At 61.2% G+C, this 13,967-nt stretch carries 13 protein-coding genes; 7 read left to right on the top strand and 6 right to left on the bottom strand.

Annotated features, from left to right (window positions below):
- Window positions 1-213 (bottom strand): helix-turn-helix domain-containing protein (locus tag ADADOO_RS04430; protein WP_511275347.1); only part of this gene is annotated, 213 nt, incomplete at its 3' end.
- A gap of 98 nt (window positions 214-311) precedes the next feature.
- Here ADADOO_RS04430 and ADADOO_RS04425 point away from each other — a divergent pair.
- Complete coding sequence (locus ADADOO_RS04425; RefSeq protein ID WP_511275345.1) at window positions 312-1,091, top strand: ferredoxin--NADP reductase; 780 nt, start codon at window positions 312-314, stop codon at window positions 1,089-1,091.
- Between the two features lie 153 nt (window positions 1,092-1,244).
- Window positions 1,245-1,706 carry a Dps family protein gene (locus ADADOO_RS04420; RefSeq protein ID WP_511275343.1) on the top strand — a complete coding sequence of 154 codons (462 nt, stop codon included), beginning with the start codon at window positions 1,245-1,247 and terminating at the stop codon, window positions 1,704-1,706.
- A gap of 163 nt (window positions 1,707-1,869) precedes the next feature.
- Here the strand turns inward: ADADOO_RS04420 and ADADOO_RS04415 are convergent, their stop codons facing one another.
- From ADADOO_RS04415 to pmbA, 3 genes are all read right to left on the bottom strand, one after another.
- Window positions 1,870-3,018 (bottom strand): TRAP transporter substrate-binding protein, encoded by a 1,149-nt coding sequence (locus ADADOO_RS04415; protein ID WP_511275341.1) that lies wholly within the window; start codon window positions 3,016-3,018, stop codon window positions 1,870-1,872.
- Window positions 3,019-3,201: 183 nt separating this feature from the next.
- Entirely contained in the window at window positions 3,202-4,290 is a 1,089-nt protein-coding gene (locus tag ADADOO_RS04410) for a TRAP transporter substrate-binding protein (protein WP_511275340.1), read from the bottom strand.
- 203 nt (window positions 4,291-4,493) lie between these two features.
- Window positions 4,494-5,837 (bottom strand): metalloprotease PmbA, encoded by a 1,344-nt coding sequence (gene pmbA / locus ADADOO_RS04405; protein ID WP_511275339.1) that lies wholly within the window; start codon window positions 5,835-5,837, stop codon window positions 4,494-4,496.
- Window positions 5,838-5,905: 68 nt separating this feature from the next.
- Between pmbA and yjgA the strand changes: the two genes are divergently transcribed.
- Together yjgA and mog are read left to right on the top strand one after the other, a co-directional pair.
- On the top strand, window positions 5,906-6,445 hold the full coding sequence (gene yjgA, locus ADADOO_RS04400) for a ribosome biogenesis factor YjgA (protein ID WP_511275337.1): 540 nt from the start codon (window positions 5,906-5,908) through the stop codon (window positions 6,443-6,445).
- On the top strand, window positions 6,438-7,028 hold the full coding sequence (gene mog / locus ADADOO_RS04395; protein ID WP_511275335.1) for a molybdopterin adenylyltransferase: 591 nt from the start codon (window positions 6,438-6,440) through the stop codon (window positions 7,026-7,028). The genes yjgA and mog overlap by 8 nt, the downstream gene beginning before the upstream one ends.
- Here the strand turns inward: mog and ADADOO_RS04390 are convergent, their stop codons facing one another.
- On the bottom strand, window positions 7,029-8,576 hold the full coding sequence (locus tag ADADOO_RS04390) for a cyclic-di-GMP receptor FimW-related protein (protein WP_511275334.1): 1,548 nt from the start codon (window positions 8,574-8,576) through the stop codon (window positions 7,029-7,031). It abuts the gene before it with no gap.
- Between the two features lie 182 nt (window positions 8,577-8,758).
- Between ADADOO_RS04390 and ADADOO_RS04385 the strand changes: the two genes are divergently transcribed.
- The 3 genes from ADADOO_RS04385 to ADADOO_RS04375 are packed head-to-tail and all read left to right on the top strand — an operon-like array spanning window position 8,759 to window position 11,626.
- Window positions 8,759-9,553: a thymidylate synthase gene (locus ADADOO_RS04385; RefSeq protein WP_511275332.1), complete on the top strand. Its 795-nt coding sequence runs from the start codon at window positions 8,759-8,761 to the stop codon at window positions 9,551-9,553.
- A gap of 2 nt (window positions 9,554-9,555) precedes the next feature.
- Window positions 9,556-11,157: a glucose-6-phosphate isomerase gene (gene pgi / locus ADADOO_RS04380; protein ID WP_511275331.1), complete on the top strand. Its 1,602-nt coding sequence runs from the start codon at window positions 9,556-9,558 to the stop codon at window positions 11,155-11,157.
- The gene (locus ADADOO_RS04375; RefSeq protein ID WP_511275329.1) at window positions 11,150-11,626 is read left to right on the top strand and encodes a dihydrofolate reductase; all 477 of its coding nucleotides are present in this window, start codon (window positions 11,150-11,152) and stop codon (window positions 11,624-11,626) included. Before pgi ends, ADADOO_RS04375 begins: the two co-directional genes overlap by 8 nt.
- A gap of 55 nt (window positions 11,627-11,681) precedes the next feature.
- Here ADADOO_RS04375 and ADADOO_RS04370 read toward each other — a convergent pair whose 3' ends face one another.
- Window positions 11,682-13,910, bottom strand: a complete 2,229-nt coding sequence (locus ADADOO_RS04370; RefSeq protein ID WP_511275327.1) for an Orn/Lys/Arg family decarboxylase — start codon at window positions 13,908-13,910, stop codon at window positions 11,682-11,684.
- Between the last annotated feature and the right edge of the window lie 57 nt (window positions 13,911-13,967).

Below are 13,967 nucleotides of genomic sequence, written 5' to 3'. Positions count from 1 at the left end.
CCCCCCCCCCCCCCCCCCCCCCCGCCCGCTGCCGTTGAGGCGTAGCGATTTGCCAACACGGTCGAACAGCGGGCAATCGAAGTGGCGTTCCAGTTCGAGCAGGGCCGTGCTCGCCGCCGATTGCGACATGTTGAGCTGGGTTGCCGCCCGCGAAACATTTTCCAGACGGGCGATGGCGGCAAAGACTTCAATCTGGCGCAGGGTGATTTTCATATCTGAATTTTAGATGACTGATATACAAATTACCCGCTTTTATCAATAAACGATACCGCCTAAGATGGGTCACATTTCCTATCAGAAGGAGCCTTAGCATGAGCAATCTGGCCACCGAAACCGTCACCTCCGTCCATCACTGGAACGACAGCCTGTTCACCTTCCGCACCACGCGCAACCCTGGCCTGCGCTTCACCAACGGCCAGTTCGTGATGATCGGTCTGGAAGTTGACGGCCGCCCACTGACCCGCGCCTACAGCATCGCCAGCGCCAACCACGAGGAATATCTCGAATTCTTCAGCATCAAGGTCCAGAACGGACCGCTGACTTCCCGCCTGCAGCACCTCAAACCCGGCGACCCGCTGCTGATCAGCAAGAAGCCGACTGGCACGTTGATTCTGCGCGATCTGAGGCCGGGCAAGCGGCTGTTCATGTTCGCCACCGGCACCGGACTGGCCCCGTTCATGAGCCTGATTCACGACCCGGAAACTTACGAGCGTTTCGACAAGGTCATCCTCATCCACGGCGTCCGGTGGACCAATGAACTGGCCTACCACGATTACATTGAGCAGGATTTGAAGGAACACGAATACTTCGCCGACTGGGTCAGGGCAAAGCTCATTTACTACCCAACCGTGACGCGCGAACCTTTCCGCAACGAGGGCCGCCTGACCGACCTCATCGAATCCGGCAAGCTATTCACCGACATCGGCCAAGCGCCGCTCGACCCGGCCACCGACCGCGCCATGATCTGCGGCAGTCCGGCCATGCTCGAAGACACGTCAGCCCTCCTCGACGCGCGCGGCTTCGAGGTCGGCAACCATCACGCCGGCAAACTGGGCGACTACGTGATCGAACGCGCTTTCGTTGAAAAATAGCCAATTTTTCCCGTTGACCGTGGAAAGCGGGCAAGGCTATTGTCAAAATAGCCAAAATGAATTGGCAGTGCGCCCGCGAGAGGCGCATCATTCAATCGTTGCCTGACCATTTTTTTGGTCGACCGCCGACCCGATCAACGAAGGGAGAACATCATGGATATTGGCATCACCAAGAAGGATCGTGAAAAAATCGCCGACGGCCTGTCCCATCTGCTCGCCGACTCCTTCACCCTCTACCTCAAGACCCACAACTTCCACTGGAACGTCACCGGCCCGATGTTCAACACGCTGCACGTCATGTTCATGGACCAATACACCGAACTGTGGAATGCGCTGGACCTCATCGCCGAACGCATCCGCGCCCTCGGCGTCGCTGCCCCCGGCACCTACACCGAATTCGCCAAGCTCACGGTAATCAAGGAAAGCGAAGGCAAGGTTTCGGCCGAGGACATGATCAAGCAACTGGTCGCCGGCCAGGAAGCTGTCACCAAGACCGCCCGCGGCATTTTCGCCATCGTCGACAAAGCCGGCGACGAGCCGACCGCCGACCTCCTCACCCAGCGCATGCAGATTCACGAAAAAAATGCCTGGATGCTGCGCAGCCTGCTGGAATAGTCGATTTCCCCGGCCCACCGGGCTTGCCACGGTCAACCGGGTTTACTACGTGAAACGTAAAAAACGGCCAAATTTGAAATCCTCAATTGGCCAGCCGCAAAAAAACCCGCGAAATTCGCGGGTTTTGTTTTTGCGGGTTTTTTCCGGTTGACCGTAGGAATCGCTACTTCCCGGTCTGCAGGAACCCATCCATTCGCCGTTCAGCCAGACTAAACCAGGCCGACTGGGCTCGCTGATACTTCTCGTACTCAACGTGGATTTTCTTGAAGGCCGGGTTCTTGGCGGCTTCATCGGCGTATAGCGCCATCGCTGCCTTTTGGGTGGCTTTCAGAATCTCGGAGGAAAACTCCTTGACCTTGACACCCGCCTGCATCAGCTTGGCCAGCGCGGCCGGATTCTTGTGGTCGTATTCGGCCATCATCGTTACGTTGGACTCATAGGCCGCAGCCTGGAAGGCTTCCTGATACTCCTTCGGCAGCTTGGCCCATTCGGCCTTATTGACAAAGAAATGGATGACCGGGCCCGGCTCCCACCAACCCGGGTAATAGTAGTTCTTGGCAACCTTGTAAAAGCCGAGCTTTTCGTCGTCGTACGGGCCCACCCACTCGGCAGCATCGATCGTGCCCTTTTCCAGCGCCGGGTAGATGTCGCCGCCGGCGATCTGTTGCGGCACCACGCCAAGGGCAGAGAAGACGGTACCGCCGAGGCCGGCGATGCGCATTTTGACGCCCTGAAGGTCAGCCACGGTCTTCACTTCCTTGCGCCACCAGCCGCCCATCTGGGTGCCGGTATTGCCGCCGGCAAAAGAGAGCACGTTGTAGTTGCTGTAGAACTCGTCGAGCAGCTTCTGGCCGCCGCCGTAGTAGATCCAGGCGTTCATCTGGCGCGCTGTCATACCGAACGGAATCGAGGTACCGAAACCGAATGTTTTGTCCTTGCCAACGTAGTAATACGAACAGGTATGGCAGCACTCGACGGTGCCTTGCTGCACGGCATCGAGCGCCTGCAGGCCGGGAACGATCTCGCCGCCCGGAAAAACGCGGATGTCGAACTTGCCGCCGGTTATCGCGCGCACCCGGTTGGCCAGCACCTCGGCGCCACCGTAAATAGTGTCCAGGCTCTTTGGAAAGCTGGAAGTCAGGCGCCACTTAATGCTGGGTAGCGCGCCAATGACTGCCGGAGCCGCTGCTGCAGGCGAAGCTGGCGTGGCGGGCACCGCAGAAGAAGCGGGTTCGTCTTTTTTCCCACAGGCGGCTAAACCAGCTACGGCAGCACCTATGGCTGCCTTGGTCAGAAAATCACGACGTTGCATTTTGTCTCCTCCAAGTAAGGGGTCGCCATTCATGGCGATCGATCCATTCTTCACCAAGCGTGTATTTTATGCGAGTAGTGGAAAACCCTAACCCCCTCTACCCCACTAATCGCCGTGGTTTAGCGGTACTCAGCCACAAAAAAAGGAGCCGAAGCTCCTTTTTTTGTGGCTGAGCGGCAACGATCAGCGATGCGACTGTGCGAACTGGTCCATCGGCATTTCGGCGACGGCAAACCAGGCGCGCTGGCTCTTGGCGTACTTGCTGTACGAGTCGTAGATCTTCTTGAAGGCCGGATTCTTGGCTGATTCGTCGGCATAGAGCTGCTGCGCCGACTTGTGGGCGGCTTCCATGATCTCCTTGGAGAAGGCATGCAGCTTGACGCCGTTTTGCAGCAACTTGGCCAGCGCGATCGGGTTCTTGTGATCGTACTCGGCGGTCATCGTCACGTTGGCTTCGGCGGCGGCACAAGCAAAGGCGGCCTTGTATTCCTTGGGCAGCTTGTCCCATTCCTTCTTGTTCACGAAGAACTCGAGGCAGGTGCTCGGCTCCCACCAACCCGGACCGTAGTAATGCTTGGCAACCTTGTAGAAGCCCAGCTTCTCGTCGTCGTAAGGGCCGATCCACTCGGCAGCGTCGATCGTACCTTTCTCCAGCGCCGGGTAGATGTCGCCAGCGGCAATCTGCTGCGGCACGACGCCGAGCGGCGTCAGCACGGCGCCCCCGAGGCCGCCAATGCGCATCTTGATGCCCTTGAGATCGGCCACGGTCTTCACTTCCTTGCGCCACCAGCCGCCCATCTGGCAGCCGCTGTTGCCACCGGGGAAGGAAACGCAGTTGTAACCGGCATAGAACTCGTCAAGCAGTTGCTGGCCGCCGCCCAGGTACATCCAGGCGTTAGTCTGGCGGGCGTTCATGCCGAACGGGATCGTCGTGCCAAAAGCAAAGGTACGATCCTTCCCGACGTAATAATAGGAAGCGGTATGGCAACACTCGACAGTGCCTTGCTGCACGGCGTCGAGCGCCTGCAGGCCGGGAACGATTTCACCGCCCGGGAAAACACGGATGTCGAACTTGCCGCCAGTCAGTTCGCGCAGGCGATTGGCCAGTTGCTCGGCACCACCGTAAATGGTGTCGAGGCTCTTCGGGAAGCTCGACGTCAGGCGCCACTTGATGCTCGGCAGATCGGCAGCGATCGCCGGTGCGGCGAGGGTGGCTGCGGCGCCAGCGGCAGCACCAATGGAAGCTTTTTTCAGAAAATCACGACGTTGCATCTTGTCTCCTCTGGATTGATTTAAGGCGTCAGACCTGACGGTGGAGCGCATTGTTTAACAAAGTGAGATCAATTACGAGTTGCGGAAAACCCTAATTCCCCACCGTTAACCGCGGCAAAGCGGACGCCAGATGACAGGGAACAGTCATCTGCGACGCCCCGGCCGTGGCCGGCCAGACTTGGCGACCTGGTGCTCGCCTGAGCCTATTCGCCGGCGACCGTCATGCGGTCGAGGAGGATGGAACCGGTGATTTTGCTGCCGCGAATCTGCACATCGTTGCCGACGGCGACGATGCCGGCCAGCATTTGCTTGAGGTTGCCGGCGATGGTGATTTCCTCGACCGGGTAGGCAATCTCGCCGTCCTCGATCCAGAAGCCGGCAGCGCCGCGCGAATAGTCGCCGGTCACGTAGTTGATGCCGTGGCCGAGCAGTTCGGTGACGAGCAGGCCACGCCCCATTCTGGCCATCAGGCCGGCCAGGTCGAGATCACCGGGCTCGATGATTAGGTTGTGGCTGCCGCCGGCATTGGCCGTCGTCTGCATGCCCAGCTTGCGCGCCGTGTAGGTGCTCAGGAAATAGCCCTGCAGGATGCCGTTGCTGACCAGGTCACGCTCGCGCGTTGCCACACCGTCGCTGTCGAAGGAAGCGCTGCCCAGACCGCACGGGATATGCGGGCGTTCGGCAATGTGCACGAAGTCCGGCATGATTTTTTTGCCAAGCTGATCGAGCAGGAAAGACGATTTGCGATACAGCGCGCCGCCGCTCGCCGCATGCACCAGACTGCCGAGCAGGCCGCCGGCCAGCGGCGCTTCGAGGATGATCGGATATTCGCCGGTCTTGACCTTGCGCCCACCCAGCCGCGCCACGGCACGTTCGGCGGCAATCCGCCCGACCTGCGCCGCATCGTCAAGGTGGCGGGCATCACGATGCGTTGTGTACCAGTCGTCGCGCTGCATCGCATCCTGTTCGCCGGAAATGACCGAGCAGGAAATGTAATGGCGCGAGGTCGGGTAGCCTCCCATGAAGCCAAGGCTGTTGGCAGAGACGAAATGGGCCTGCTGCGTCGAGATCGATGCCCCTTCGGAATTTCTGACCAGCGGACTGGCCTCGAAAGCCGCCTGTTCGCAGCGGCGCGCCGTTTCAATAGCGTCTTCCACGGTCAACGCCCAGGGATGGAACAAATCAAGATCCGGGACATCCTTGGCCATCAAGGCGGCGTCAGCCAAACCTGCGCAATCGTCCTCGGCCGTGAAGCGAGCGATGTCGAGCGCCGCCTCGACCGTTTCGCGCAATGCCTGAGCGGAAAAATCGGAGGTGCTGGCGTAGCCCTTGCGCTGACCAGCGTAAATCGTGACGCCGATCCCCTTGTCGCGATTGAATTCGATGGTCTCGACCGCGTTGCAACGTACCGTCACCGACTGCCCGAAACCTTCGGATACATCGACTTCGCAGGCTGTCGCGCCCTTGCTTTTGGCGTGCTTGAGGACGTCCTCGGAGAGCTGTTGGAGGGTGGCGTGAGAATAGGAAAATGCGGCGGTTTCGGACATGGAGGCGGCGTCGGGGCGGGAAAGTCGCTATCATAACAGCCCGTTATTGCCCGCACCGGACGCTCCCCATGCATGAAGAAGATTTCACCGAAGACACCGGCCGCCCTTCCAAGACCAAGAAGAAGGAAGCGATGCATGAACTGCGCGACCTCGGCGCCGAACTGGTCGAGCTTTCGATCGGCCAATTGAAGGCCATCAAACTGCCGGAAAACATTTTTGAAGCGGTCCGCGAATGCCAGAAAATCACCGCCCATGGCGCTCGTCGCCGGCAGGTGGCCTATCTCGGCAAGCTCATGCGCGGCGTCGATGACGAGCCGATCCGCGCCGGTCTGGCCATGCTGCGCGGCGAATCGTCGGCCGAAACGGCCCGCCTGCATCGGCTGGAACGCTTCCGCACCCGGTTGCTCGAAGACGAAAGTTTTCTCGCCGAAATCGCCGCCATCTGGCCGGAGCTCGATCTCCAGCACATGCGCCAGCTCCGGCGCAATGCGCTGAAAGAGCAGGAAAATAACAAGCCGCCCAAAAACTTCCGGGCCATTTTCCAGATCCTCCAGGAACTGGACAAACAAGGCACTCCGCCAGCCGAAGAGGAAGCCGGCGATGAATGAAGAACTGATCGTCGGCCTCGTTTCGATCAGCGATCGCGCGTCAACCGGCGTTTATGAAGACAAGGGCATCCCGGCCTTGCAGGAATGGCTGTCATCCGCCCTGAGCACGCCGTGGCGCGCCGAAACGCGGCTGATCGCCGACGATCGCCAGACCATTGAAAATACGCTGATTTCTCTGGTTGACCGTAGCAATTGCCACCTCGTGCTGACCACCGGCGGGACCGGCCCGGCTTTGCGCGACGTCACGCCGGAAGCCACGCTGGCCGTCGCCGACAAGGAAATGCCAGGCTTCGGCGAGGAAATGCGGCGGATCAGCCTCAATTTCGTGCCGACCGCCATCCTCTCGCGGCAGGTCGCCGTCATCCGCAAGCAGGCGCTGATCATCAACCTGCCCGGCCAGCCAAAGTCGATCCGGGAAACCCTGGAAGGCGTCCGCAACGCCGACGGCACGGTCGCCCACGTCGGCATCTTCGCCGCCGTGCCCTATTGCATCGACCTCATCGGAGGCCCCTACGCCGAAACCAACGCGACGGTGATCAAGGCCTTTCGGCCCAAATCGGCGATGCGGGCCGAACAGCGCTGATCAGCCCAGCCGGCTCCGGCGGTAACGCGCCAATTCGAAATCAGCCGTCTGCTCGATCAGCGTTATCGGCGTCAGCTGAAAGCGCTGGCCATCCCGGGCGTACTCCATGCTGTCGCGCGGATCGAAAGTCATCGGCGGCAGAATGACCCGAAACTCGTCGGGTTCGTTGCCGTCGAGCAGCATCAAGGCCGGCGTTGGCCCGGCCGCCGCCATGTAGATGGAAGAGCCGCGCGGCCGAACCTCGATTGAAACAGCCTTGGTGGCCAGCGCCTGAATGCCGACGCGGGCATCCTTTTCGGATAGCCGGTGGTAACGGCGAATCACCCCGAGCAGCCAGTTATCGCCGCCTTCGGGCTGCATGGCGAGCAGGGCACCGACCTTCAGCCATTCGCCCGGAACGCGGTCGAGCACGGCGCCGAAGCCGCCACGGCTGACATTTTCGGCCACCCAGACCTCGCTCGGCAAACCGGCCGGGCGACCGCCAAATTCATCGGAGAACACCACGAAAGCGTTGACCAGCCCATTGAGCACCGACATCCGGTGGGTCACGCGATGGCGGTCGTGCGAGCGCTGCGGCGGGATCGGCGACAGGTAGTTGGTCAAATGGCGAAACACCGTGACCAGCAGTTTGACCGGATACTGGCCGCCGAGATTGATTTCGGGCGGCATGTCGCCGCCGCGTTCAAGCGTCTCGAGCACTGTCCGCATGGCGGCATGGGCTGCGCCGGGCTTGAGAAAACGCTGGGTCGGCGCAGCCTGCGCCGGCATGCGGGCCAACCGTTGCGGCGGCAGGGCCAGCTTGAGATCGACCCAGTAAACGCTGTCAATCTGGGCCTCGGCGGTAAACACGAAGCCGGGTAGAAAATGGGCGATGATGTGCTCGGCCAATTCGATGCCGACCGGCAACAGACTATCGAGCGATGCCGCCTGGAAAATCATGACTTTTTCGTACTCCTGCTGTGGCGAGGTCATGCCGCTGCGCCCCGGCACGGCCAGCGCCCGGCTCGCCACGCACGCCTCTTCCGCGCTCAGCAGCGCCCGCCCGAGGCTCAGCCAGGAAGACTCCGGCGAAGGGCCGTAGTGAAACTGCTCCCATTTAAGGGCGCGACCGAGCGCCATGATCAGACGAACGCACAAGGTCGGCAGCACCACCCTGGCCAGCTCGCCCGGCCGATTTTTCTCCCCGACCGCGAGCAGGCAACGCTCATAGGCCGCAGCCAGCCGGGACCAAAAACCATAGTTGATCGACCACAGCCGGTTTTCTTCCGATTTGGACAGTCGGGGCGCTCCGAAATATTCGCGGGAAAGCCGCTTCAGATGCGGCTGCGCGGCCTCTTCGAACCGCTCGAGCACCTCGTACAAGGTGCTTGCCGGGAATTGACTGACCCCCTCCAGCGATTCCAGCCAGCCGGAAATTTCGTCGAGCGCCTTGAAGGCATTGTCCGTCGGCAACTCGCTAAGGACCCGCCGAAATTCGCGGGCATTGGCCAGAGGGTGATCTGTTTTCTGGGCAAATAGTCCGCCCAGATTGGCAACCTTGTTCAGCACAGCTGATCTCCTTCAATAATTTCTGTTTTTTTCCAGTTTAGACGGATATTCCGCCTTCAGTCGCGCGTAATTTTCGCCTTCCGAAATATTGCCATTGGATAACCGCCGCCGAGCGGGCAGGCGTTGATTGTGCCCGCCATGTAAAATAGGTCGCTTATTGACAGCCTCGGATAGCCGACTCGATGCAGCCCTACCTCGACCTGATGCGCCACGTTCTGGAGAACGGGCACGACAAATCCGACCGCACCGGAACCGGCACGCGCTCGGTCTTTGGCTGGCAGATGCGTTTCGATCTGGCCAAGGGCTTTCCGATGGTAACGACCAAGAAGCTCCATCTGAAATCCATCGTGCACGAGCTGCTGTGGTTCCTGCAGGGCGACACCAATATCGCCTACCTCAAGGCAAACGGCGTCCGCATCTGGGACGAATGGGCCGACGAAAACGGCGATCTCGGGCCGGTTTACGGCAAGCAGTGGCGCCGCTGGGAAACCCCGGATGGCCGCCTGATCGACCAGATCACACAACTGGTCAGCAGCCTCAAAAACAATCCCGACTCGCGTCGTCACATCGTTTCCGCCTGGAACCCGGGCGACGTGGACAGCATGGCGCTGCCGCCCTGCCACTGCCTGTTCCAGTTTTATGTGGCGGACAGCAAGCTATCCTGCCAACTCTACCAGCGCAGCGCCGACATCTTCCTCGGCGTGCCCTTCAACATCGCTTCCTACGCCTTGTTGACGATGATGCTGGCCCAGGTCTGCGGCTACCAGCCGGGCGATTTCGTTCACACCTTCGGTGACGCGCATATTTACGCCAACCATTTCGACCAGGCCCGGTTGCAGTTTTCCCGCGAAGCGCGCCCGCTGCCAACGATGTGGATCAATCCCGCGGTCAACGACATTTTTGCCTTCAAATTCGACGATTTCCGGCTTGACGGCTACGATCCGCATCCGCATATCGCCGCCCCGGTGGCGGTCTGAGCATGTCGGTACCGCTTCGCCCCGCCTGGCTCGCGCTGGCTGAACACGCGCGCAGCATCAAGCATCGCCACCTGCGCGAGTTGTTTGCGGCCGACCCGGCACGCTTTGACCGCTTCTCGGTGCAAGCCGACCATTTCCTGCTCGACTACTCGAAACAGCGACTCGACCAGCACACCATGGGCCTGCTCCGGCAACTGGCCGACCAGGCCGGCTTGCCAACCTGGATCGAGCGGATGCGCGCCGGCGAGCCGATCAACCACACGGAAGGCCGCGCCGTTCGCCATGCCGACCTGCGCGCCGGGGATGCCGCACCGCCCGAAGTCAAGCACGTGCTGGCCCGCCTGGCCGGTTTTTGCGAACAGATTCACAGCGGCCAATGGCGGGGCTTTTCGGGTGATCGGATCACCGATGTCGTCAATATCGGCATCGGCGGTTCTGACCTTGGCCCGCGCATGGCCGTCCGGGCGCTCGGCGCCTTTCAGCAGCCCGACGTCACGGTCCATTTTGTTTCCAACCTGGACAGCGCCGACCTGGCCAGCACCTTAACCCGCCTCAACCCGCGCAGCACGCTGTTCATCGTCGCCAGCAAAACCTTCACGACGCTCGAAACGATGGCCAACGCGCGCACGGCGAGAAACTGGGTGGTGGCCGCGGCGGGTAGCGAGCCGGCCATCGCCCGCCATTTCGTCGCCGCCTCGACCAATCTGGGCGGCACTGCCGAATTCGGCATCGCCCCGGAAAATGTCTTCGAATTCTGGGACTGGGTCGGTGGCCGCTTCTCGCTGTGGTCGGCCATCGGCCTGCCCATCGCGCTGGCCGTCGGCTTCCGCCATTTCGAGCAGCTGCTGGCTGGCGCGCACGCCATGGACACGCATTTTTTCAGCGCGGCGCCCGAGGCCAACCTGCCGCTGACGCTCGCGCTGATCGCGCTGTGGAACACCAATTTTCTGCGCGCCCACAGCAACGGCGTTTTCCCCTACAGCCACTCGCTGGCGCTGTTGCCGTCCCACCTGCAGCAACTCGAGATGGAGAGCAACGGCAAGCGCGCCAACCGCGACGGGATGGCCGTCGACTATCCGACCAACCCAATCCTCTGGGGCGAAGCCGGGACCAACGGCCAGCACTCGTTTTTCCAGCTCCTGCACCAAGGCAGCGAACTGGTCGCCTGTGATTTCATTGCCCTGGGCAAATCCGACTTTCCGCTGCCCGGCCACCACAGCGGCCTGCTCGCCAACTGCCTCGCCCAGTCGTCGGCCCTGGCTTTCGGGCAGACCGCCGAAGAGGCGCGGGCAGCCGGCATTCCCGAGCACCTGCTGCCGTTCCGCCGGTTCCCCGGCAATCAGCCATCGTCCACGCTGATCCTGCCCGAACTGACCCCGTTCACACTCGGCCAGCTCATCGCGCTCTATGAGCACAAGGTGTTCTGCCTTGGCGTGCTGTGGAATCTCAATTCTTTTGACCAATGGGGCGTCGAGCTCGGCAAGCAGCTGGCCGGCAAGCTCGCCCCGTGCATCCGCGACGCGGCACCGACCGACGGTCTCGACGCTTCGACGCGCGGACTGATCAACCATTTGCGCCGTTTCCGGAGCGAACCCCATGACTGAAGTCGTCATCATCGCTGCCGTGGCGAAGAACCGCGTGATCGGCAAGGATAACCAGTTGATCTGGGCCATCCCCGAAGACATGGCGCACTTCAAGGCGCTGACGGCTGGCCACACGGTAATCATGGGGCGCAAGACCTGGGAGTCGCTGCCGCCGCGTTTTCGCCCGCTGCCCGGCCGGCGCAACATCGTGATCAGCCGGCAGGCCGACTACGCCGCCCCCGGCGCCGAATTGGCCGATTCCCTGGAAAATGCCCTGCAACGGGCTGCGACCGCAGCCACCGCTTTCATCATCGGCGGCGAGCAGATCTACGCCCAGGCGATGGCGCTGGCCGATCGCCTGGAAATTACCGAAGTCGACCTTGAGCCCGAGGGCGATGCATGGTTTCCCGAGATTGCTACGGTCAACTGGAAAAAAACGTCAAAAATCGAGGCGTCTGGCTACGCTTTCGTGAGCTACCAGAAGCAATAACCCATCGCCGCGGCGCCGTGGTCAGCCCACGGCGCCGAACGACAAGCAGGGCCAATCAGCGCACGCAATCCACGAAGTAACGACCATCATTGCCCTTGACCAGGCCGTGCACGTCGGTCTCGAAGCCGGGGAAACGGGCATTGAATTCGCGGGCAAATTTCAGGTAGTTGCAGATCGTCTTGTTGAAACGCTCGCCCGGGATCAACAGCGGAATGCCCGGCGGGTAGGGCGTCAGCAAAACCGCCGTGACGCGGCCTTCGAGCGCATCAACCGGCACCCGTTCGATGTCGCGGTGCGCCATCTTGGCAAAGGCATCGGCCGGACGCATGGCCGGCACCATGTCCGACAAATACATCTCGGTGGTCAGGCGGGCGACGTCGTTGTGCTTGTAAACGCTATGGATCTGCGTGCACAGGTCACGTAGGCCGACGCGCTCGTAGCGCGGGTTCTTCTGCACGAACTCGGGCAGCACCTTCCACAGCGGATGATTCTTGTCGTAATCGTCCTTGAACTGCTGCAGCGCCGTGACCAGCGTGTTCCAGCGACCCTTGGTGATGCCGATGGTAAACATGATGAAGAAGCTGTACAGGCCGCACTTCTCGACGATAACGCCATGCTCGGCGAGGTACTTGGTGACGATGGCGGCCGGGATGCCGAATTCGTCGGCGAAGTCGCCATCGACGTCGAGACCCGGCGTGATGATCGTTGCCTTGATCGGGTCGAGCATATTGAAGCCGTCGGCCAGATTGTTGAAGCCGTGCCAGCGCTCGCCCGGCTTGAGCATCCACGCTTCGCGCTCTTCGATACCTTCTTCGGACAAATCGTCCGGCCCCCAGACCTTGAACCACCAGTCAGCGCCCCACTCCTCGTCAACCTTGCGCATGGCACGGCGAAAATCGAGGGCTTCGGCAATCGATTCCTCGACCAGTGCCTTACCAGCCGGCTCCTCCATCATTGCCGCGGCGACATCGCAGGACGCGATGATCGAGTACTGCGGCGAAGTTGAGGTGTGCATCAGATAGGCTTCGTTGAAGATGTCGCGGTCGAGCTTCTGGTTCTCGGCATCCTGGACCAGGATCTGCGACGCCTGCGACAAACCGGCCAGCAGCTTGTGCGTCGACTGCGTCGAGAAAATCATCGACTCCTTGCAACGCGGACGATCGGCGCCGATGGCGTGATAATCGCCGTAGAAGTCGTGGAAAGCGGCGTGCGGCAGCCAGGCCTCGTCGAAGTGCAGGGTATCGATCTTGCCGTCGAGCTCCTGCTTGATGTCCTCGACGTTGTAGAGAATGCCGTCGTAGGTCGACTGGGTGATGGTCAGGACGCGCGGCTTGGCGGTCTTGTCGGTAATGAACGGATTGGCGGCGATCTTCTTCTGGATGTTCTCCCAGAGGAATTCCGATTTCGGGATCGGCCCGATGATGCCGAAGTTATTGCGCGTCGGCATCAGGAAAACCGGGATCGCCCCAGTCATCATGATGGCGTGCAGGATCGACTTGTGGCAGTTGCGGTCGACGACCACGACATCGCCCGGCGCCACCGTCGAGTGCCAGACGATCTTGTTCGAGGTCGAGGTGCCGTTGGTGACGAAATACAGGTGGTCCGAATTGAAGATGCGCGCCGCATTGCGCTCGGAAGCGGCGACCGGGCCGGTGTGGTCGAGCAGCTGGCCGAGTTCCTCGACCGCATTGCAGACGTCGGCGCGCAGCATGTTCTCGCCGAAAAACTGGTGGAACATCTGGCCGACCGGCGACTTCAGGAAGGCGACGCCACCCGAATGGCCGGGGCAATGCCAGGAATACGAGCCGTCCGCGGCGTAATGAACCAGCGCCCGGAAGAACGGCGGCGGCAGCGAATCGAGATAGGCGCGCGCTTCGCGCTTGACGTTGCGGGCGATGAACTCCGGCGTGTCCTCGAACATGTGGATGAAGCCGTGCAGTTCGCGCAGCACGTCGTTGGGAATGTGGCGCGAGGTGCGTGTTTCGCCATGCAGGAAAATGGGAATCTCGGCATTGCGGTTGCGGATTTCCTTGACGAAGGCGCGCAGCTCGGCCAGCGTCTCCTCCGGCTCCAGCGCCAGTTCCTCGTCGTCGATCGACAAGATGAACGCCGAGGCCCGGCTCTGCTGCTGGGCGAACGAGGTCAGGTCGCCGTAGCTGGTGACGCCGAGCACTTCCAGACCTTCCTTCTCGATGGCTTCGGCCAGCGCCCGGATGCCCAGGCCGGAGGTGTTTTCCGAACGAAAATCTTCGTCGATGATGATGACGGGGAAGTGAAAACGCATGTTGAATCCTTAAAATGCGGCGACCCGCCGCAGCGGGTCACAGAATAAGACGATTTC

This window comes from Azonexus sp. (assembly GCF_036170495.1).
In the GTDB taxonomy this organism is placed as follows: domain Bacteria; phylum Pseudomonadota; class Gammaproteobacteria; order Burkholderiales; family Rhodocyclaceae; genus Azonexus.
This window is presented reverse-complemented; position numbering and strand designations above follow the sequence as displayed.